Source organism: Rhodoferax sp. GW821-FHT02C08 (assembly GCF_059421805.1).
This window is the reverse complement of sequence record NZ_JBWKVR010000004.1, coordinates 217,813-238,695: the sequence shown is the minus strand read 5'-3', so window position 1 is coordinate 238,695 and position 20,883 is coordinate 217,813. Positions and strand designations below refer to the sequence as shown.

General features: G+C 61.9%; 14 protein-coding genes and 1 tRNA gene. 4 read left to right on the top strand and 11 right to left on the bottom strand.

Going from position 1 to position 20,883, the window contains the following annotated elements; genetic code table 11:
* Nucleotides 1-55: 55 nt before the first annotated feature.
* From AC07VY_RS06815 to AC07VY_RS06805, 3 genes are all read right to left on the bottom strand, one after another.
* Nucleotides 56-1,483 (bottom strand): hypothetical protein, encoded by a 1,428-nt coding sequence (locus tag AC07VY_RS06815; protein ID WP_495096761.1) that lies wholly within the window; start codon nt 1,481-1,483, stop codon nt 56-58.
* A gap of 39 nt (nt 1,484-1,522) precedes the next feature.
* Nucleotides 1,523-1,786 carry a PAAR domain-containing protein gene (locus tag AC07VY_RS06810; protein WP_495076129.1) on the bottom strand — a complete coding sequence of 88 codons (264 nt, stop codon included), beginning with the start codon at nt 1,784-1,786 and terminating at the stop codon, nt 1,523-1,525.
* 91 nt (nt 1,787-1,877) lie between these two features.
* Entirely contained in the window at nt 1,878-2,723 is an 846-nt protein-coding gene (locus tag AC07VY_RS06805; protein ID WP_495096913.1) for a M15 family metallopeptidase, read from the bottom strand.
* 36 nt (nt 2,724-2,759) lie between these two features.
* Between AC07VY_RS06805 and AC07VY_RS06800 the strand changes: the two genes are divergently transcribed.
* Nucleotides 2,760-3,602, top strand: a complete 843-nt coding sequence (locus AC07VY_RS06800) for a hypothetical protein (RefSeq protein ID WP_495096762.1) — start codon at nt 2,760-2,762, stop codon at nt 3,600-3,602.
* Between the two features lie 362 nt (nt 3,603-3,964).
* Here the strand turns inward: AC07VY_RS06800 and AC07VY_RS06795 are convergent.
* Both AC07VY_RS06795 and AC07VY_RS06790 read right to left on the bottom strand, forming a co-directional pair.
* Nucleotides 3,965-4,041, bottom strand: a tRNA-Pro gene (locus AC07VY_RS06795).
* Nucleotides 4,042-4,097: 56 nt separating this feature from the next.
* Nucleotides 4,098-5,981: an EAL domain-containing protein gene (locus AC07VY_RS06790; RefSeq protein ID WP_495096763.1), complete on the bottom strand. Its 1,884-nt coding sequence runs from the start codon at nt 5,979-5,981 to the stop codon at nt 4,098-4,100.
* Nucleotides 5,982-6,121: 140 nt separating this feature from the next.
* Here AC07VY_RS06790 and AC07VY_RS06785 point away from each other — a divergent pair, with 140 nt between their 5' ends.
* A complete protein-coding gene (locus AC07VY_RS06785) occupies nt 6,122-6,652 on the top strand; it encodes a hypothetical protein (protein WP_495096764.1) in 531 nt (176 codons plus the stop codon).
* 53 nt (nt 6,653-6,705) lie between these two features.
* Here the strand turns inward: AC07VY_RS06785 and sixA are convergent, their stop codons facing one another.
* The 5 genes from sixA to imuA form a co-directional block, all read right to left on the bottom strand.
* On the bottom strand, nt 6,706-7,167 hold the full coding sequence (gene sixA / locus AC07VY_RS06780) for a phosphohistidine phosphatase SixA (protein ID WP_495096765.1): 462 nt from the start codon (nt 7,165-7,167) through the stop codon (nt 6,706-6,708).
* A gap of 5 nt (nt 7,168-7,172) precedes the next feature.
* A complete protein-coding gene (gene ppk1 / locus AC07VY_RS06775; RefSeq protein ID WP_495096766.1) occupies nt 7,173-9,266 on the bottom strand; it encodes a polyphosphate kinase 1 in 2,094 nt (697 codons plus the stop codon).
* A gap of 216 nt (nt 9,267-9,482) precedes the next feature.
* Nucleotides 9,483-12,656, bottom strand: coding sequence for an error-prone DNA polymerase (locus tag AC07VY_RS06770; protein WP_495096767.1), 3,174 nt, complete (start codon nt 12,654-12,656; stop codon nt 9,483-9,485).
* Nucleotides 12,649-13,980 carry a Y-family DNA polymerase gene (locus AC07VY_RS06765; protein ID WP_495096768.1) on the bottom strand — a complete coding sequence of 444 codons (1,332 nt, stop codon included), beginning with the start codon at nt 13,978-13,980 and terminating at the stop codon, nt 12,649-12,651. Before AC07VY_RS06765 ends, AC07VY_RS06770 begins: the two co-directional genes overlap by 8 nt.
* Nucleotides 13,940-14,653: a translesion DNA synthesis-associated protein ImuA gene (gene imuA / locus AC07VY_RS06760; protein WP_495096769.1), complete on the bottom strand. Its 714-nt coding sequence runs from the start codon at nt 14,651-14,653 to the stop codon at nt 13,940-13,942. The genes AC07VY_RS06765 and imuA overlap by 41 nt, the downstream gene beginning before the upstream one ends.
* Nucleotides 14,654-14,781: 128 nt before the next feature.
* Between imuA and AC07VY_RS06755 the strand changes: the two genes are divergently transcribed.
* Nucleotides 14,782-16,434, top strand: coding sequence for a SulP family inorganic anion transporter (locus AC07VY_RS06755; RefSeq protein WP_495096770.1), 1,653 nt, complete (start codon nt 14,782-14,784; stop codon nt 16,432-16,434).
* 57 nt (nt 16,435-16,491) lie between these two features.
* On the opposite strand, the gene dnaE is transcribed toward AC07VY_RS06755, so the two are convergent.
* Complete coding sequence (gene dnaE, locus AC07VY_RS06750; protein ID WP_495096771.1) at nt 16,492-20,031, bottom strand: DNA polymerase III subunit alpha; 3,540 nt, start codon at nt 20,029-20,031, stop codon at nt 16,492-16,494.
* 53 nt (nt 20,032-20,084) lie between these two features.
* Here dnaE and AC07VY_RS06745 point away from each other — a divergent pair, with 53 nt between their 5' ends.
* Nucleotides 20,085-20,849, top strand: coding sequence for a sulfurtransferase (locus tag AC07VY_RS06745; protein WP_495096772.1), 765 nt, complete (start codon nt 20,085-20,087; stop codon nt 20,847-20,849).
* Nucleotides 20,850-20,883: the final 34 nt, after the last annotated feature.

The window sequence follows — 20,883 nt, the reverse complement described above, 5'->3', positions numbered from 1 at the left end:
TGTTGGGACTGGTGCGAAACGCCATTGGCGTCTACGACACAGTCGTTTCGACGGGTTAGGGAGTACAAGGCTGTACGACCATCACCACACGTTCATAAGCGTCCTGGCAGCCAATACACAAGGCAATGCTTTGCTCTACACTTGCTTCATGGTGCGCCAACGCCAGCGCAGTCAAGCTAGATACAGCGCCAGCACTGCCGCAGTCTGCAGCTACTTTCAAACATTGGCTGCGAAAGTCCAGATCAGGAAAAACACTGGCTTCCAGGCTGAGCAACTCCGCCAGCCGACGGTGATCTCCATCGCTGGTAATCAAGCTTATCTTCTCAGGCGCAATACCCGCCGCTTGAATGACATCCTGTACCAGTTGCACCAACAATTCGCCGCTAACTCGCCCACTTGCATCTGCCGATTTATCTCTGCGCCCCAAAGCCATACGGCGCATTTTTGCGTATGGAGCACCGGCAGCCAGCAGCTGAGCCTGCTGCATGTCGGCCAGTAAAAAGCCTACGGCCCCCTCTCCTGGTGTCTGTCCCGACTCGACCTTGGCCTTGCGCAGCTGCCCTGCTTGATCCCAGGCCAAAATACTTTCTTCGCCTATCCAGGATTCACACGCAACAACCACGCATAGGCATGGCGCAGCGAGACGATGGGCCTGCACCAACACCGCATCCAACTGCGCCAAGGGTTCTGCTTTAGTCGTACCCACCAACTCCAGTTTTTCAAGCGGCCAGCCATGCTGCACCAACTGGTGCTTGAACCACCTTGACGACGCCTGGCACATTTCGTCCGTCCAACGATGGGGCCAAAACGCCAGCAACTGCAGCATTGGCAAAGCCACACCATCGCGCACGGCAGACCCCGTCTTTGCACTCTGGATGTAAGCGGCAAGATGCGGGTGAGAAAGCAACTGCGGCAGCAGCTCTTGCAGCACATCAGTACCCATGCTCAAGGCACGCAACTGCTCATCCGACCAGTTCTGTACAGGTTCGTGAGCAGCACCTTGCCAAGACGTAACTGCATCCAAAACAGCACCACTGTCTAGATCGGTGATGCGCCCGGTTTTAACTGGAAAACCATCCAACGTGGTTAACTCGGTATCCAGTTGCAAACGTATATCCTGAGACTTCAAGGCAACCGCCAACTCCTCAGCGGATGCGCCATGTGGTGACCGCAAAGCAGTGGCCAGAACCGCCAAATGCCAATCACGTTCTGCCGCAGAATTATCCGCATGCACGGCAGGATGAACAGCAGCCGCAGACGCTGCGGCGACTGTCGCTTTTTCTGCGCGGGCTACCACTAAAGCCATTGACTTGCGAAACAGCCAAACACACAACAAAAAAGCTGCAGGCAATACAAACAAATACAAGACAGCTTCCGAAGCTGCCGGCATTCTGTGGTTGTTACGCCAGTACACCATCATCAGCAACCACACTGCGACGAAGCACAGCACCACCAGTGCGCTGCGCTTGAACCAAGCCAGCATCAGCGACCCACTCTCAAAACAATCGGCATGCGTTTGCGCTCAAGATGTAGTTAAGCCTTGGCTTGCTATCAAGGTAGCGCCGCAAGCAGTTTTGTCGCCGTCACGCGCTACCGGTGCACCGTCCACAATCAGCATGGCGTCACCGCTCACAATTTGATTGTCACCGTGCCCCTTAATAGGACAGGTTACCTTGTCGCCAATCCTCGCCACACCAACGCCACCAGTAACGGTTTGGCCCGATGCCGACACGACCGTCCCGCCATGCGAGGTTTTGTCGCCTAAAACAATAAATGCCTTTCCCATTTGAATCCCTTGTTCTTCTATCTTCTATTAACGTCTTAGTCTATCTGGCACAACGTGGCGTCTAGAGCACACGAGATGATTTCAGAAGTCTTCATGGTTTCTTCAGAACGCCGGGTAAATGCAGTTCGGTATGACCCAGATCCATCATCTTCCAGCGCCCGCCCCAGGTCAGCCCCACCGACTCAGCCACTTCGCCATACAAACGGTAGCCTTGCATGGCCCATGGGTCCTTTTCACTGATCACCAATTTTCCATAGCGCATGAAAGCGCAATCGGCAGCAAGGCCATACTGATGGTAGCTTTGAAATGCTGCGACATTGGTCACATTGGGGCCCAATGCTGCAAGCATGTTCTGTCGTTCAGGGCTGCGATAACCTTCCAAAATTGTCATGTCGTAATCGTATTTTTCTTTCATGATTTTGAACACCAGCAGCAGCCGCTGGGTGTACTCACTATTGAGTAATTGCCAGTTGCGACTTGCCGAAACCAACATAGGCCGCACCATTGTTACTTCTTGTGACGTAAAAAAGTCTGGAGGCAAAGGTGGCGGTGGAACCAGTAGTTCGCCCCGCAGCAATTCCGACACCTGCACGTTCGCGTTGCGGCTGGAATCATCAAAACCTTGCAACATGGATTTGTCACTGAAAAGCAATGCCACAAATGGCGGAAGCAAGATTAAAAAAAGCCCTCCGGCCCATAGCAAAGAATGCCGTTGAAAGCTGCGCGCCAGTCCCACTAGTGCAGCATGAAAAGACAGTCCCAACTGACCCACAGCACGGTCTTTAGAACGCAGCCCACGATGTATGCTGTGCACGCACTTTGCGGCCATGCCTTCAACTTGCCGTAGCACCGTATCGCGTCCTGACGTGAATAGAATCATCCAGGCAATAAAGCAAGCCAATAAGAAGCACACACCAAGAGTGACGAAAAGCACCAAAAGCCTTGCAATGTAGATCAATGAGGAACATGCATTTTGCAGCACCCTGAACAGCCCAAGTCCAGCCCTAGTCGGCCCAGTCTTCTCTCTGCAACCGAGTCAAATGACAAGGAGCACGCGCGTATTCTTGGTAGCGTCTCCGCAAAGGAGCGTCAGAATTCCTCCTCAAACTTGGGGAAGAAAAGTTTGGTTTGGTTATTGCTTGGTGGTGTTGCCATTACGGCTGTGTGGGGGCTCATCAACCGCACGGGATCAAATGCACCAACGGTAGATAAATACACCCCGGCCACAACACCGCCTATTGCAACGACTGCGCCCTCAGCGCCAGCGGTGCCCGAAGTCGTACTGGCCGCTGCACCGCCAGCAGCAACCATCATCAATGTTGATGAAAAATCCTCCAGTCCAACTGCCTCCAATGCAAAGGACAGCCATCTGGATCCGCTTACAAACCTGCTGGAAGCTGGCGTCCAAGTGCCAAGCAACACGATTAGTGCTGCATTAGGTTCGACGCCAATTACCGCCCCCGTCAAGCCACATGTAACGGCACAACCTACCCAACGTGCAGAACCCGTCAAAGTGGCAGTAGAACGCAGCAAGCCCATCCCGCCACTGCCCTCCAAATCCATGGACCCAATCGACAACGACGTCAGTTTGATTTCAGCCCTGGTGGCCCATACCGAAGTAGAGCCTCCGCCCGCACAAAATCCCCCCAAACGAGCAGTGAAGAAACTCACACAAGACATCGTGGAACGCCACACAGGCGACAGCACGGCCGCACTGATCAAGCGCTGCAAACGCCTGGGTGGAACCGAAGCCAAACTGTGCCAACGGCGCATATGCGCAGGCCATGGATCCGAAGCTGCATGCAAGGCCAAGTAGGCCAGGCTTGCAACAAGCCTGCATGGCGACAAATTGCGGCAAGGAATCCCATTGCAAGAAAATCAGCCTCCAGCGCAAACAACGCTTGCGCAGGCAGCTACAAATTTAATAGCAAGCAAGATTCACTGAATCTCGGGACAGAAATATCCTCAGACCCTGCACCTGGGCTATCAAGACCAGGGCTGTTTAGGCGAACATCATCATCATGGCCGTCTAAACGGGACAGAAATATGAGAATCAAAAAGGCACCGTAGGCGCAGCGCTTGGCGCACGGCCATTGATATGAAATATGCAAAACCCGGCTGAGGGCGCACAAAAGCAAAAGGGTTAGTAGGCTTTCACCTACTAACCCTTGCTATTAATGGTCGGGGCGAAAGGATTCGAACCTTCGACCCTCTGGTCCCAAACCAGATGCGCTACCAGGCTGCGCTACGCCCCGACTAGTCTTCTATTCTACAACGACTTTTGGGCTGATTTGGAGCCCGGCGAATTTATTCACACATTCGCCAGCAAATCTGCACGCTGCGCGGCCCGTGCCACAGCCTCTGCAGCAGGGTGTACCGCTGCGTCACGGATAAACAGCCCTGTGCCTTGCATCTTGGCATCATGCTTGGCCAACGCAGCGGCATTGGCGACATCTTCGGCCTGCGCATACTGGCCGCGCCGTATGCGGATGGCCCCAATCGACAACGTGGTGAAAGGGAAAAAACGGGGTATGCCTTGGCGGTCTTCGGCGTAAATGCCGCCTTGCAGGCGTGCAGCATCGTCAAACAGGGCCAAGGCCCGCTCACTGAATTCCTGCACGATGATTTCACAGCGCTGTACCCAGTCATTGCTTTGGAATAGAAAAATGAAATCGTCACCACCTACATGGCCCACAAAGTCGCGCTTGGCGTCACAGTGCGACAAGGCAAGCTTAGCCACCAAGCGGATCATTTCATCGCCACGCCAGTACCCGTAATGGTCGTTGAAAGGCTTGAAATGGTTCAGGTCGGCATAGCAGGCCACAAAGTCGGCTCCGGCTTCCATCAGGCGCTCTATATGCTGACTGATAGGAATATTGCCCGGCAAGAAAGTGAGCGGATTCGCATGGCGCGCGGCTTCCAGCCGCACCTCGGTCACCGAGCGCACCAGTTGGTCGCCAGTTCCCAATCCCAAATAACGCCCGTTTTCAGTCACGATGAAGCCTTCGGTCAGATAGCGCTGATCTTGGGACGTCAGGATGCCCACCAGCTCATCCACGTTGTGGTCACGCTCCACCAGGCGCGGCGCATGGTTGGCGTTCAGCAAACAAGGCTTGCGGCCGTGCACCTCCCGGTAGTACGGCGTGGCGTAATGGGTCATGAACTGGTGCCGGTTCACCAAAGCCAAAGGTCTTTCTTGGTCCACGATAGCAATCGCATGCAACTCGGGATGGCGCAGAAACATGGCCGACAACTGGTCGTTGGTAGTGTGGATGCCGGCGCAGGGTGCGTTTTGAACGGCGAGTCCACGCAGCACGCCCGAGCGCGAAACCCGTCCCGACGCCGGGAAGATTGACACCAGGGAGTCGCTCAATACCTGGATGGCCTCGTTCTTGGCTTTCACCCGTGGCGACGCAGCAGGCCGCCCCAGCAAATAGCCCTGGCCATAGGCCAGATCCAGGTCACGCAGCACCCGCAAATCATCTTCGGTTTCAATGCCCTCAGCCACCAACTGGGTACCAAAAATGGTGGCGATCTGCTTCAAGGCTTGCAGCGTTTGCAGATTGTCAGCGTGCTGCGAAATTTCCTTGGTGAAGTACTTGTCGATCTTCACAATCTCGGGCTTGACCTGTGACCATAGGCGTAAGCTGGAGCGGCCATCGCCAAAATCATCCAGCGCCAAAGACATGCCCGCCGCGCGCACCTCGCGGGCTACGCCAATCAGTTGCGCCATATCATTGACGCGCTCATGCTCGGTCAACTCCAGCACCAGCATGCGCGGCAAGACACCATAGCCACGCACCGTATCGATCAATTTCTGGCAGCCCTGGCGACTCACCACCTCCACCAGCGCATCGGCACTGATGTTGACAAACAGACGCCCAGGCTCCTGCAGGCGCCCCCAGCCTTCCAGCGCAACGCGCACGCAATACAGCTCAAACTCGAACAGCAGATTTTCAGAGCGTGCTGCAGCAAACAGCGCATCGGCCCCCAGCAACGCAGCACCTGGCGAGCTGCGGATCAAGGCTTCATGCGCATAAACATTGCCGCTACGCAAATCCACGATGGGCTGAAACACCGAGTGCAAGGCATTGACACGCATCAATTGAGCCAAAACGCCCTGCCCCAGGCGCACACGCTCCGGCTGATAGCCCAGACTCAAACTCGGCGCATCCACCATAGAAGCATTCACCATTCCACTCCACCGGTCATGACAATCGTTCAAGTTAATACAGTGCTGTGACAGAGCGATGAAACGGGGTGCATCTGCTATTGTTTTTTTGCAAATCATCAAAAACCATATAAACTATATAAATCGTTTAAAGGATTTTTTTGATGACTACCAGCCCCAAAGTTGCAAGCACCACCGCAGCCCCCACCTTGCCCACAACAGTAGCCGCGCCTGCTGTAGAAAAGTCTCCTGTTGCCAAACCGGCCGCCACCAAACCGGTTGCCGTCAAGACTAGCAGCGCAGCCAAAGCGCCCGCACCCAAGGCAAAGGCCGTAAAAACCAAGACTGTGAAAAGCCCGGTGGCTGCCGCCGCTGCCAAGCCCAAGGCAGTTGCTGCCAGCAAGCCCACCAAGGTCAAGAAGCCTAAGCTGGTACGTGACAGCTTCACCATTCCCAAAGCCGAATATGTGGTGCTGGACGAGTTGAAGCAACGCACTATCAAACTGGCACAACCCGCCAAGAAAAGCGAATTGCTGCGTGCCGGCATCAAGGCCCTGGCCGCCATGTCAGACAGCGCACTGCGCACCGCCCTGCAAGCCGTACCCGCCATCAAAACCGGCCGCCCTGCAGCCGCCAGCGCAGATGTGTCGGCAGCCGCTAAAAAAACCGTCAAGAAGGTCGCCAAAAAGGCCTGATTCGGCGACGCATTTGGCGTCCAGGCTGCCATGCCGTGGCGCTGGAAGGTGAACTAAATTGTCTCCGGCCCCTGTACGGAGACAACCACGGTCTGCGCCTGGCCGTCCCGCTCACGCCGGCGCAGCCACCAGACCGCACCCTTGCGCACCGGCAGCTCCAACTCCCGCAGGCCCAGCAATTGGGCAATCGTCTGCCCCAGGGTAGGCTGGTGCCCCACCAGCAGCACGGCAGACTTGCTTTCAGGCCACTGCGCTGCAGCCAGCAGCTGCTCTGGCGAACAGCCCGGGGCCAGGTCCGGACGCAGCTTGTAGCGACGCCCCAGGGCTTGCACGGTTTGCTCCGTGCGGCGCGCGGGGCTTGCGAGCACCCGCGTACTCTCGGGCAAATGGCGGTCCAGCCACTGCGCCATGCGCTGGGCCTGCTTGCTACCGCGCGAGGTCAGGGCTCGGTCCATGTCGCCCAGAGTTTCACTCCCCTCTTCAGCTTCGGCATGGCGCCACAAGACCAGATCCATGGTGTTTACGCGTCGTGCGCCCGTCGGTGAAGGCCATAACGCCCCATCAGCGCGGCCTGCGCGCCATGACCTTCTGGCTGCTGCACACGCACATACTGGCCGCCCGCAACCATGTCCCAGGCATCGCGCTGGTCCAGCAGATACGGCACCAGGCACTCATCAATCACACGTTGGCGCAGCTGCGGGTCGGTCACCGGCCAGGCCAGCTCGATACGGCGCAGCATATTGCGGTTCATCCAGTCGGCACTCGACAGGTACAAATCTTCCTGCTCGGCGCTGCGGAAATAAAACACCCGTGAATGCTCCAGAAAGCGCCCGATGACAGAGCGCACGCGGATATTCTCCGTGCTACCTGGCTCCTGCGCGGGCAGCATGCAGGCACCGCGCACGATCAGGTCGATCTTCACACCCTGCTGGCCTGCCAGCATCAGGGCCGCGATCAGGTGCTCGTCGGTCAGCGCATTCATCTTGGCCACGATGCGGCCCGACACCCCCTGGGCGGCCGCCTTGCCGACGGCGCGCACCTTGTCGATCAATTTATCGTGCAGCTCGAAGGGAGCCAGCCACAGGCGCTGCAAGCGGGGCAATTTGCTCAGGCCGGCAATGTGCACGAACACATGCTCCATGTCGCCGGTCAGGGCCGGGTCGGCCGTCAGATAGCTCAGGTCGGTGTACAGCCGCGCAGTACGCGGGTTGTAGTTGCCGGTGGACAAATGGCCGTAGCGGCGCAGCTGCTTGCCCTCGCGGCGCGTCACCAGCAGCATCTTGGCGTGGGTCTTCAGACCCACCACGCCATACACCACCTGGGCGCCGATGGATTCCAGCATCTCGGCCCAATTGATATTCGCCTCTTCGTCGAAACGGGCTTTCAGCTCCAGCACCACGGTGACTTCCTTGCCGCGGCGCACAGCCTCGCGCAGCAAGGCCATCAGCTCGGAATCAGCGCCGGTGCGGTAGATGGTCTGCTTGATGGCCAGCACCTGCGGGTCGTTGACGGCCTCGCGCAAAAAGGCCAGCACCGCGTCAAAACTCTCGAACGGCTGGTGGATCAGTACATCGCCCTGCTTCAACCGGTCGAAAAATGACTGCCCCTGCGTCAGCTGCTGGGGCCAGCTGGCATGGAAAGGCGGGAACAGCATGGACGGCCGGTTCACCAGATCGATCAGCTGCGTCAGGCGCGCCAGGTTCACCGGGCCATGCACGCGGTACAGCGCCTGCTCGGGCAGCTTGAACTGTTTCAGCAGAAAGGCCGACAGGTATTCCGAACAGTCCGCCGACACCTCCAGGCGCACAGCCTGCCCGTAATGGCGTATCTCCAGCCCCTGGCGTAACGCGGTGCGCAGGTCGCGTACCTCGTCTTCGTCCACCGCCAGGTCGGAATGGCGGGTGACGCGGAACTGCGAAAACTGCCCCACCGTGCGCCCGGTAAACATCTCTTGCAGATGGGCCCGGATCACGCTGGACAACGACACAAACAGAACGCGCTTGCCCGACACCGCATCTGGCATGCGGATGAAGCGCGGTAGCACGCGCGGCACCTTGACGATGGTGATGTCGTTCTCGCGGCCAAAAGCGTCTTCGCCGGTTAGCCGCACGATGAAGTTCAGCGACTTGTTGGCCACCTGGGGAAACGGGTGCGACGGGTCCAGACCCACCGGCATCAGCAGGGGGCGTACCTCGCGGTCAAAGTAGGCTTTGACCCAGCGTCGCTGCTCGGGATTGCGTTCGCCGTGCGAAATGATCTGGAAGCCCTCTTTCTCGAAGGCCGGCATCAGATGCTGGTTGTACAAAGCGTATTGGCGCGCCACCAGGTCGTGCGCCGCAGCAGCCAGCTTCTTGAAGGAATGGACGCTGTAGACGCCTTGGTAGTCGTTGTTCTGCGCAGCGATCAGATGCGGTGCACCCCGCACCTCAAAAAACTCGTCCAGATTGGACGACACAATGCACAGATAGCGCAAACGCTCCAGCAAGGGCACGTCGGCGCGCACCGCCCAGTCCAGCACCCGCTCGTTGAAGGCCAGGATGCTGTGGTCGCGGTCCAGCAAGGGCACGGCAGGCAAATTGGCGGAAGCAGCGGGAGGTTTTTTATGCTGAGACATCAGGTCTTTATAGAGGCTATACAAGGCACGCGGCGCGCGATGCTAATCGCAAGTGTCCCCTCATTTGATGACAGTAATGTGTCAATCCAATGACGACACAAAGCACTAGCCTATGCAATATTTTTGATAGCAAAAACAGCATAGCCATTTATGCTTTTAGCGCAGGTATTGTCTGCGCTAGGCGCCATCATTTTGATAGCATTTTTTGCATAAGCATCAATGGAAATCTCGGCTGCTGGTGGTCAGTTCACCCAGCAGATGGCTGGCGTCGCGCAAATGCTGCGCCAGCAGGTGGCGTACTTCGCCCACGCGCTGCCACTGGCCGTAGACCGCCAGCAATTGGGAGTGCAGCAGCTGCGTCCGTTGGCTATCGCGCAGACTCTTGCGCACGATCACGTTGACGCTACCGGTTTCGTCCTCCAGCGTCACGAACACAATGCCCTTGGCCGTGCCCGGCTGCTGCCGCACAGTGACCAGGCCGCAGGCGCGCACCACGCGGCCCGTCGCCGTCTCGGGCAGCGCAAACAGCTCTGCGGCCGAGAGCAGGCGTTTGCTGCGCAGATACGGCCGCAGCAGGGCCACCGGGTGGCGCCGCAGCGTCATGCCCAGCGCCGCGTAGTCCCAAACGATTTCTTCGGACTCAGGGGCTGCCTCCAGCGCCAGCAGATCCTCATATACCGGTGCATCGCGCAGCAACGCTGGTGTGGCGTGCAGGGCCGACGCGTCCCACACCTGCTGGCGCCTATGGCCCGACAGGCTGGCCAGCGCATCGGCACGGGCCAACGCGTTCAGCGTGGCGGCATCCAGCTGGGCGCGCAGGGCCAGGTCTTCGGTGTTACGGAACGGCTGGACGGCACGCGCCTCCATCAGACGCTGCATCGGCTTCTGCGACACGCCAGACACCAGGCGCAGCCCCAGACGTACCGCGGGTTGCGGCAACCGGCCCGGCTGCAGCGGCCCACCGCTCTCCAGCGTGCAGTCCCAGTCGCTATGCGTCACGTCCGCCGGCCGAACCTCGACACCGTGACGCTGCGCGTCCTGTACCAGCTGCGACGGGCCGTAAAAGCCCATGGGCAGCGAGTTCAGCATGGCCGCCAGAAAGCAGGCCGGCTCGTGGCATTTCATCCAGGCGCTGTCGTAGACCAGCAGCGCGAAGCTGGCGGCATGGCTCTCAGGGAAGCCATAGTCGCCAAAGCCCTGCATCTGACGGAAGATGGCTTCGGCGAACTCAGACGCGTAGCCACGCGCAGCCATGCCATCCATGATGCGCTGGTGGAATTTCTCCAGCCCGCCCTTGCGCTTCCAGGCGGCCATGGCGCGGCGCAACTCATCCGCCTCGCCGGCGCTGAAGCCGGCGGCGATCATGGCGATCTGCATTACCTGCTCTTGAAAGATCGGCACACCCAGCGTGCGCTCAAGGGCTGGGCCCAGCGCTTCATTGGGCAAGGTTTTGGGCTCCAACCCCTGGCGCCGCCGCAGATACGGGTGCACCATGCCGCCCTGGATCGGCCCGGGCCGCACGATGGCCACCTGCACCACCAGGTCGTAATACTCACGCGGCCGCAACCGGGGCAGCATGCTCTGCTGGGCCCGCGACTCAATCTGGAAAACACCTATGGTGTCGGCGGCGCAGCACATGTCATAGGTGGCGTCGTCGCCGTCCTTGATGTGCTGCCGCGTAAAGACATAGCCGCGCCACTGGCGGATGAAGTTCTGGCAGCGGTGCATAGCCGTCAGCATGCCGAGTGCCAACACGTCCACCTTCAGCAGGCCCAGTGCGTCAATGTCGTCCTTGTCCCATTCGATAGTGGTGCGCTCTTGCATGGACGCGTTGCGCACCGGCACGGTGGAGGTGAGTCGGTCGCCGGTCAGCACAAAACCACCGGTGTGCTGCGACAGATGGCGCGGAAAGCCGACCAGAGCCGGCGCCAGCTCCAGCAGCAGCGCGATGGCCTTGGCGGCCGGGTCGGCGCCGATTTCGCGCAGGCGCTCGGGCATAGCCTCGGGGTCGTCCCACCAGACATGGTTGTGGGCCAGTGCCTCCAGCATGTCCAGCGGCAAGCCTAGTGCCTTGCCCACGTCGCGGATGGCACTGCGCGAGCGGTAGCTAACCACGGTGGCCGTCAGTGCCGCGCGGTGCCGACCGAAGCGGGTGTACAGGTACTGGATGACCTCCTCGCGCCGCTCGTGTTCAAAGTCCACATCGATGTCCGGCGGCTCGTTACGCTCGCGGCTGATGAAGCGCTCGAACAGCAGGCTGCTGCGCATCGGGTCCACCTCGGTGACATGCAGACAGTAGCAAACCACCGAATTGGCAGCCGAGCCCCGGCCCTGGCACAAGATGTCTTGGCTGCGCGCAAAGCGCACGATGTCGTAGACGGTCAAGAAATACTTCTCATAGCGCAGCTCGCCAATCAGCGCCAGCTCATGTTCCAGCCGCTGCAGCACACCGTCCGGCACGCCGCCCGGGTAGCGCTGGGCCGCACCGGCCAGCGCGCTGAGGCGCAAAAAGCTGGCCGGCGTGTGGCCCTGCGGCACCACCTCCTGCGGGTACTCGTATTGCAGCTCATCCAGCTTGAAGGTACACAGCGCGGCAACCAGCAGGCTCTCCTGCAGCAGTTCGATCGGGTACAGGCCGGCCAGCCGCACGCGGGTGCGCAGATGGGCCTCGGCATTCGGCTCCAACGCAAAACCGCACTCAGCCATTGGTCGGCCCAACCGGACGGCGGTGATCACGTCATGCAAGCGCTTGCGCGAACGCACATGCATCAACGCCCCGCTGGCTGCCACCAGGCGCAAGCCACTGCGCTGGCCGACCTGCTGCAGCGTGTGCAGCCAGCGCGCATCGTCCATGCGCTGCAGCAATTCCACCGCGATCCAGCTGCGCTGCGGAAACAGGCGTTGCAGCCACTCGGCGCGGGCGCTGATGTGGTCTACATCCATTTCATCCATCCGGCGCTGCGGTGCGAACAAAGCCAGGCATTCATTCAATGCGCCGGCGTGGGCTTCCCAATGCGCGGCATCCTGGCGGTAGGGGTCTTTTTCGGTTCGGCTGCCGGCACGGCACCGTGTGATCCATTCGCACAGCTGGCCGTAACCACGCCGGTTGCGCGCCAGCAGTACCAGCGTACCGCCGCCCTCCCCCTGCAGCATGAATTCGGTGCCGACCAGCAGATGCAGCGGCGTGCCGCGCGCCGCCACATGGGCTCGCACCACGCCGGCCACCGAACATTCGTCGGTGATCGCCAAAGCCGTGTAGCCCAGCTTGAGGGCGCGCGCCACCAGCTCCTGCGGGTGCGAGGCCCCGCGCTGGAAACTGAAGTTGCTCAGGCAGTGCAGCTCGGCATAACCCGGCAAGGCCATGGCGCTGGAGGTGGCGCGGCTATCCATACACACCGTGCAGATACCAGCCCATCGCACCGCGCAGACGTTCGCGGTACACCCAGAGCAGGCCCGATGTCGCGCTGTGGGCGATGAAATAGTCGCGCAAGGTCAGGTCGCCCCCGTGCCCATCCCCCTGCTCATCCCACCAGCCGGACTCAATACGCTCCGGCCCGGCCAGCAGGGTTAGCGGGTCCTGGTACACCGGCCGGTGGCCGTCCATGCCCAGCGGCAGCGGGCTGCGCAGTATCCAGGGCGGGTGCGAGGCCTGGGCCGGGTCCGGCGTGATTGGCTTGCCGGCCGCCGCAGTGCTGGCCGCGGCCCAGGTCTGCATGTACTGTGGCCGGTGGTCGGCCACGGCCTGGGCACGCAGCACCTGCTGCGGCCCGAGCCGGGCGGCAACACGCTCGATGAACTGCTGCAGCGACTCACCGCGCACCTGGTCCCCCGGTAGCAGGCTCTGGCTACCGACCTGCAGTCGCTCCACGCCCAGCGCCTCCAGCGTGATGGCCACCACCGGTGCGGCCAGCGGGGTGTGGGCCAGATGCTCTGCCAGCAACTTGGCCAGGTGGGATGTATCGCGCGTGGCCTCGGCCGTGCGGACTTCCATAGACCCGGCCGCCGCCTCGCTACGGCGCTGCATATCGTGCTCCCAATGCAGGCGCACTCCGATAGCGCCACTTTGCCGCGCCTGCAGCCAGGCTTTCAGCTGCAGCAGCAGGCGCTGCACGCCAAACAACATGCCCTGCGCCACCTCGATGCGGCCGCTGAACTCCAGCCGCAGGCGGAACTGCTCGGGTAGCGCCACCCAGGGGTAGATTTCCGACTTCAACCCGTACGCCCGGTCCAGTGCATCCAGCACGCCGGCACCAAAACGCCGCGACACGCCCGCGCGCGGCAACGCCCGCACCTGGCCCAGGCTGCGGCAGCCCAGGCGCTGCAGGGTCGGCAGATGGCTGGCCAACGCCGCCAGGCAATGCAGCGGCAAGCTGTCCAGCGTGCTCTGCAAGGTCTGCGGCTTGCAGCCCGCCAGCGGGCCACTGTGCTGCTTCAGCAATGCCAATGCGCCCAGCGCAGTAGGCGCCACCGCCAGATGGCAGTGTTGCCACAACGCCACCTGCTGCTGCACCGCCCGCACCAGATCGCGCTTGCCGTGGAACAGGCGCAGGCTGGCTTCTACCTCCAGCAGTACCGCCTGCTCCACCAGACAGACGCGCGGGCTGAACTGCAGCATCGCCCAGGCCAGCGCCTGCAGCAGTGCGCCAATGTCGGCGATCGGCCCCTGCGCCACCTCAAGCGATGATGGAACGGGTGTAAGGGCGATCCACAGCATGGAGCGGGGGGGAAGAAGGCGCCGGCACCCGTGCCGGCTTCACCAGCGCCGGCGGTAGCGCCGGCAGCAACAGCAAGGGGCGGTCCAGCGTCGGGCCACGGCGCTTCAGGACGCTGATCTCCAGCCGGTGCCTGGGCGCACTGCCCATGCGGATACGCAGCGGCGCGGGCGAGGAAGCGTCTTGCGCCTGCAGCGGGCGGAACGCGAACACCAGCGGTGCCTGCGCCTGGTTGGCGCTTTGCGCGGCCATGTGCAGGCGGCGCAGTTGGTCAGAGCGCGCATGGGCCAGCCAGACCAGCACAGCACCCACATCGCGGCAGCGCAACGCCTGCTCGGTAGCCCACAGCTGGTCTGCCGCACGCTCGGCGTCTATGCGCAGCAGCGCATCCATGGCCAGGCCCTGGCAGGCCAGCGCCGGCATATTCGGCAGCAGCGGGCTGCCCACCAGCACCACCGTGCCGGCCACCGCCCGCAGGGCCGGCAGCAGCAGGCGCCATTCGTGCACGCCGTGCTGGGCCTGCAGGATTTCCGTCAGGCTGCCGCAGGGCCAGCCGCTGCCGGGCAAGGCGGCATCCAGCAGCGCATGGCCGCTGGACACCGTGGCCATGGCGCCCAGGCTCAACTCGCTGGCACGCCAGACGGTGTCGAGAAAGGGAACGGTGTTGCCGGGCATGGGGTGTTTTCTCAGTTAACTGTTTAAATATACAGTATTTTGAATAGACTGGCAGCTTGTGGAAGCCTCTCAGGCCCAGGTGTGCTGCTGGTGTGTAATGGCGCTCCGCACACAGAAAGACACACTCCATGGGCCTGCAGGAACCAGCCATCCCTCCCCTACCCGACAGCCCACTGCGCAATGCGGTCGCCGGTCTGTCCGTGGCCGGCTTGCTGATCCCCGAAGCCATTGCCTACGCGGGCATTGCCGGTGTGGCGCCGCAGCACGCCATCGTGTCTAGCGTGGCAGGGCTGTTGGCCTATGCCGCCCTGGGCGGTAGCCGGTATGCCATCGTGTCGCCCACTTCTTCGTCCGCCACCATCCTGGCCGCCGCGGTTGCCACGCTGGTGGCAGCGGGCTTTAACACCGCCAGCGCGCTGATGCTGTCATCGGCCATGGTGCTGCTGGTGGGCGCATTGTTTGCACTGAGTGCGGCCGCCCGCATAGGCCATCTGGCGGCCTTCATCTCGCGGCCGGTGCTGCGCGGCTTTGCCTTTGGCCTGGCCGTGACCATCGTCATCAAACAGCTGCCGCATATCGCGGGCGTGGCCGCGCATGGCACAAGCGCCCCCCAGATTCTGTGGCAGCTGCTGCGGGACCTACCGGCCTGGAACCCCTGGACGCTGGGCCTGGGCTGCGGGGCCTATGTCTGCCTGCGGCTGCTGAAACGCATTGCCCTGTTTCCCGCCGCGTTGGCCGTGATGCTGCTGGGCATGGCGGCCGCTGCGCTGCTGGACCTGCCGGCGCACGGCGTGCCCCTGGTGGGCGCCATTGACATGGGCCACATCCATCTGGCATGGCCGACGTTGGACCACAACGCCTGGCTGCGTGTGGCCGAGCTGGCGGTCCCGCTGGTGGTAATTCTGTACGCCGAGTCCTGGGGCTCCATACGTACGCTGGCGCTCAAGCACAACGACGTGGTGGAACCCAACCGCGAGCTGGCGGCCCTGGGTGCGGCCAATCTGGCGTCGGGCATCTTCCAGGGCTTGCCGGTGGGCGCCGGATTCTCTGCCAGCGCGGCCAACGAGGATGCTGGAGCGCAAGGCAAACCCGCCGGTCTGCTGGCCGCCCTGGTCATTTTTGTGCTGGTGCTGCTGGCCGGCCCCTGGCTGGCCCTGCTGCCGCAGCCAGTGCTGGCCGCGGTGGTTGTGTCGGCCCTGACGCATGCGCTCAACCCGCGCCCCTTGCTGACCCTGTGGCGCCTGGGGCGGGACGAGGTACTGGCCATTTGCGCCGTGCTGGCCGTCATCGCCCTGGGGGTACTGCAAGGCATGCTGCTGGCCGTGCTGCTGTCCATCGTGGCGGCCATGCGGCGCTTTTCACAAACGCGGGTCAGCGTGCTGGGCGAGCTGCCGGGCACGCATGACTTCATCGACGCGGCCCGCCACCCGGAAGCCCGGCTGCACCCTGGCGTACTGGTGGTGCGCCCGGAGGCACCGCTGTTCTTTGCCAACGCCGAGCAGATCCTGGCCGAGGTGCGCCGGCTGGCCGAAGCCCAGGCGGCGCCGCTGACCATCGTGCTCAGCCTGGAGGAAAGCACCGACCTGGACAGCACCGCCGTGGAGACCCTGGCAGAGTTCCACAGCTGGGCCCTGCGCACAGGCCACCGCCTGCTGCTGGCCCGGGTGAAAGAAAGCGTGCGCGAGTTGCTGCTACGCGGGCCCGGCCCTAGCGCCAGTACCGTCTGCTTCTGGAGTGTGGCCGATGCGGTGCAGGCGGCTATAGATAAAAACGGCCGCTAGCGCAGGCAATACCTGCAGCAGCAGCTATTCATTTAATAGCAAACTGCACCAGACGCCCTATTCCTCGTAGGCCACCACGGCCTGCGCTGCCTGCGCCAGGCACTGGGCCAATGCCGCATCGGTGGGGAAGAAACGGGCCTTGTCGCCCAGCAACAGGTCGGCCACGGCCACGCCCTGCGGGGTTTGGCGCTGTACCGACAGGCGCACCGGCAGACCATGCACCACGTCGCCCTGCTCGGTGGTTTCACGTACCGGCGGGAAATCCTTCACCAGCTTGGCAATGTCCAGGCCGGAGCCGGTGGCGTTCGGTGGCAGCTGCAGACGCAGGAACTTAGCGTAGCGGCAACGCGCGGTGGCCAGGCTCCAGGCTTCGGTAATGCTCATCTGCAGGCCACCGCCGCCGAAGCGGTCGGTTTGCACCTTGCCCATGGCGATGATGAGTTCGTCGTCCTTGAACAGGTCTTTGTTGGCCTGCATCAATGCATCGCTGACGCGGGCGTCGATCATTGCGGAGCCGTCGTCCAGCCGGAACAGGCCCAGCTTGCCGCGCTGGCCGTTGATAACGCGCAGGTCACTGATGATGCCGGCCAGCATGACGATGTCGCGGCTGTCCACTGCATCGGCAATCTCGCGCTTGGCGAAGCGGCGCACCTCCTTGCGCACCTCGTCGAACAAATGCCCCGACAGGTAGAAGCCCACCGCCGTTTTCTCCAGCGTCAGCCGCTCCTTGATACCCCACATCGGGGTTTCGACAAGGTCCGGCTCCTGCGTGCTGGAGCCGTGGCTGTCGTCTTCCAGCATGTCGAACAGGCCGCCCTGGTCGGCATTCGCCAGCGTGGCTGCCGCAAAGGCAAAGGCACGGTCGATGGAGGCGATTAGCGCTGCGCGGTTGATCTCGATAGCGTCAAAGGCGCCGGCCTTGATGAGTGCTTCCACCGTGCGTTTGTTCAGCTTGGATTTATCCACCCGCACGCAGAAGTCGAACAGGCTCTTGAACGGCCCACCGGCTTCGCGTGCCGCCACGATGGCCTCAATCGCCTGCTGGCCCGAGCCCTTCACGGCGCCCAGGCCGTAGCGGATCAGCTTGTCGGTCACCGGCTCGAAGCGGTAGCGGCCCAGGTTGATGTTGGGCGGCTCGAAGCTCAGGCCCATCTTCACCGCGTCCTCAAACAGCAGCTTGAGCTTGTCGGTGTCGTCCATTTCCACCGTCAAGTTGGCGCAGAAGAATTCGGCGCGGTAATGCACCTTCAGCCAACCCGTGTGGTACGCCAGCAGCGAGTAGGCGGCAGCATGCGACTTGTTGAAGCCGTAGCCGGCGAACTTCTCCATCAAGTCGAAGATTTCGTCGGCCTTGGCCTCTGGGATGTTGTGGGTGGCCAGGGCACCGGCGCGGAACTTCTCGCGATGCTCGGCCATTTCCTCGGCCTTCTTCTTACCCATGGCGCGGCGCAACATGTCCGCGCCGCCAAGCGAGTAGCCGCCCAGGATCTGCGCGGTCTGCATCACCTGCTCCTGGTAGACCATGATGCCGTAGGTCTCGCTCAGCATCTCGGCCACCGCCGGGTGCGGGTACTCCACTTCCTCGCGGCCGTGCTTGCGCGCCACGAAGCTGGGGATCAGGTCCATAGGCCCTGGGCGGTACAGCGCGTTCAACGCAATCAGGTCTTCCAGCCGGCTGGGCTTGGCGTCTTTCAACATGCCCTGCATGCCGCGACTTTCAAACTGGAACACGGCTTCGGTCTTGCCGTCAGAAAACAGCTTGTAGGTGGGCTTGTCGTCCAGCGGAATGTTCTCGAAGGCGAAGTTCTCCTGGCCCGGGTGGCGCAGGATGATGAACTCCTTGGCGATCTCCAGGATGGTCAGCGTGGCCAGGCCCAAGAAGTCGAACTTCACCAGGCCGATGGCCTCCACGTCGTCCTTGTCGTACTGACTCACGGCCGACTCGCTGCCGGGCTGCTGGTACAGCGGGCAGAAGTCGGTGAGCTTGCCCGGGGCAATCAGCACACCCCCGGCGTGCATGCCGATGTTGCGGGTCATGCCCTCCAGCTTTTGCGCCATTTCGATGACGGTCTTCACGTCTTCTTCGGTGCGCACGCGCTCGTACAGCAGGGGCTCCAGCTCCAGCGCGTAGTTGTTCTTGTCGCCCTCCTTCTTGGGTTCGGGCGGATAGGCCAGCGTGTACGACATACCGGGCTTGCCCGGCACCAGCTTGGAGATGCCATCACAGAAGTTGTAGCTCATGTCCATGACACGGCCCACGTCGCGGATGGCCGCCTTGGCGGCCAGGGTTCCGAAGGTGGCGATCTGGCTCACAGCGTTCTTGCCGTATTTTTCCTTCACGTAATCGATCACGCGGTCGCGGTTGCTCTGGCAGAAGTCGATGTCGAAGTCAGGCATGGACACCCGCTCCGGGTTCAGGAAACGTTCGAACAGCAGCTTGTACTGCAGCGGGTCCAGGTCGGTAATCTTCAGCGCATAGGCCACCAGCGAACCGGCACCAGAACCCCGGCCCGGCCCCACCGGGCAGCCGTTGTTCTTGGCCCAGTTGATGAAGTCGCCCACGATCAGGAAGTAGCCCGGGAAGCCCATCTTCAAAATGGTGGTGAGCTCGAATTCCAGGCGCTCCACATAGCGCGGGCGCTCAGCCTCGCGCTTGGCTTCATCGGGATACAAGTGCAGCAGGCGCTCTTTCAACCCCTCGTGCGATGCGTAGCGGAAATAGTCCTCGGGCGTCATGCGCACGCCATCCACCAGGGGCGTGGGGAAGTCCGGCAGCTGCGGCTTGCCCAGCACCAGGCTCAGGTTGCAGCGCTTGGCGATCTGCAGCGTGTTGGCCACGGCAGAAGGCAGGTCGGCAAACAAGGCCAGCATCTGCTCCGTGGTCTTGAAATACTGCTCGCGGGTGAAGCGGCGCACCCGACGCTGGTTGCCCAGAATTTCGCCTTCGGAAATGCACACCCGGGCCTCATGGGCGTCGTAGTCATCCACCTCGCCGAACTGCACCGGGTGGGTCGCCACCACCGGCAGCTGCAGGCGCGCCGCCAGTTGCACCGCGCCCACCACCTGGGCCTCGTCGTCCGGCCGGCCGGCGCGTTGCAGCTCCAGGTAAAAGCGCTGGGGGAACAGCGCGGCAAACTGTAGCGCTGCCTCTTCGGCCCGCGCGGTATCGCCCTGCACCAGGGCCTGGCCCACCGGGCCGGCTTGCGCGCCCGAGAGGCAGATCAGCCCCTCGTTCAACTCTTGCAGCCAGGCCAGCTTGATCACCGCCTGGTTCTTCACAATATTCTGGGTAAAGCCGCGCGCCAGCAGCTCGGACAGGTTCAAGTAGCCCTGCTTGTTCTGCACCAGCACGATGACGCGACTCAGCGCCGTCAGGTCCAGGCCCTGGCCTTCCAGGAAAATCTCGGCCCCGATGATGGGTTTGACGCCCTTGCCCCGGCCTTCCTTGTAGAACTTGAGCGCGCCGAACAGGTTGCTCAGGTCGGTAATCGCCAGCGCGGGCTGCTGGTCCTTGGCGGCGGCTTTGACGACTTCGTCGATGCGGTTGGTGCCGTCAACGACGGAAAATTCGGTATGGAGGCGGAGATGGACAAACATCCGACCATTTTAGGTCGCGGCCAAGTCTGAAAGCGGGCTCTTAAAATCGCTGGGTGAACTCCATCCTGAACATCTCCTCCTACAAATTCGTCCCCCTGCCAGACGCGGTAGCCCTGCGCGAGCAGCTGCACGCCTGGGCTCTGGAGCTACAGCTCAAGGGCACCATCCTGCTGGCCGGCGAAGGCATTAACCTGTTCCTGGCCGCGCCCGAGGCCGCCGTGCGTGCCTTTGTGGCCCGCCTGCAGCAAGACCCGCGCTTTGCCGACCTGGCGCCCAAGGAAAGCTGGTCGGCCACCCAGCCCTTCAAGAAGATGCTGGTGAAGGTAAAGAACGAAATCATCCGCATGGACTGCCCTACCATCCAGCCCGACTTCAGCCGCCCGGACGGCCGTGCACCCGCCGTCAGCGCGGCCACGCTGAAACGCTGGCTGGACCAAGGCGTGGACGACGAAGGTCGCCCGGTAGTCACGCTGGACACGCGCAACGCCTTCGAGGTGGACCACGGCACGTTTGACGATGCTATCGACTGGCGCATCGACAAGTTCAGCCAGTTTCCCCCGGCCCTGCTGGAGCACAAGGCTGAGTTACAGGACAAAACCGTGGTGAGTTTTTGCACCGGTGGCATACGCTGCGAAAAAGCCGCCATCCTGATGCGCGAACAAGGGCTGGAGCATGTGTACCAGCTGGAAGGCGGCATCCTCAAATACTTCGAGGAAACCGATGGCAGCCACTACCACGGCAGCTGCTTTGTGTTTGACGAGCGGCGCACGCTGGAGGCCGATCTGTCGGCCAGCGACCTGGCTGCAGCGAAAATCTAGGTTTCAAGCCTTTCAGGCCGCCAGCGCAGAATAT

Bases quoted from the DNA above. Each gene is read 5' to 3' on its own strand.
- AC07VY_RS06810 (WP_495076129.1), bottom strand. From the start codon at position 1,786: ATGGGAAAGGCATTTATTGTTTTAGGCGACAAAACCTCGCATGGCGGG.
- AC07VY_RS06755 (WP_495096770.1), top strand. From the start codon at position 14,782: ATGGGCCTGCAGGAACCAGCCATCCCTCCCCTACCCGACAGCCCACTG.
- AC07VY_RS06790 (WP_495096763.1), bottom strand. From the start codon at position 5,981: ATGGTGAATGCTTCTATGGTGGATGCGCCGAGTTTGAGTCTGGGCTAT.
- dnaE (WP_495096771.1), bottom strand. From the start codon at position 20,031: ATGTTTGTCCATCTCCGCCTCCATACCGAATTTTCCGTCGTTGACGGC.
- AC07VY_RS06785 (WP_495096764.1), top strand. From the start codon at position 6,122: ATGACTACCAGCCCCAAAGTTGCAAGCACCACCGCAGCCCCCACCTTG.
- ppk1 (WP_495096766.1), bottom strand. From the start codon at position 9,266: ATGTCTCAGCATAAAAAACCTCCCGCTGCTTCCGCCAATTTGCCTGCC.
- sixA (WP_495096765.1), bottom strand. From the start codon at position 7,167: ATGGATCTGGTCTTGTGGCGCCATGCCGAAGCTGAAGAGGGGAGTGAA.
- AC07VY_RS06765 (WP_495096768.1), bottom strand. From the start codon at position 13,980: ATGCTGTGGATCGCCCTTACACCCGTTCCATCATCGCTTGAGGTGGCG.
- AC07VY_RS06770 (WP_495096767.1), bottom strand. From the start codon at position 12,656: ATGGATAGCCGCGCCACCTCCAGCGCCATGGCCTTGCCGGGTTATGCC.
- AC07VY_RS06815 (WP_495096761.1), bottom strand. From the start codon at position 1,483: ATGCTGGCTTGGTTCAAGCGCAGCGCACTGGTGGTGCTGTGCTTCGTC.
- imuA (WP_495096769.1), bottom strand. From the start codon at position 14,653: ATGCCCGGCAACACCGTTCCCTTTCTCGACACCGTCTGGCGTGCCAGC.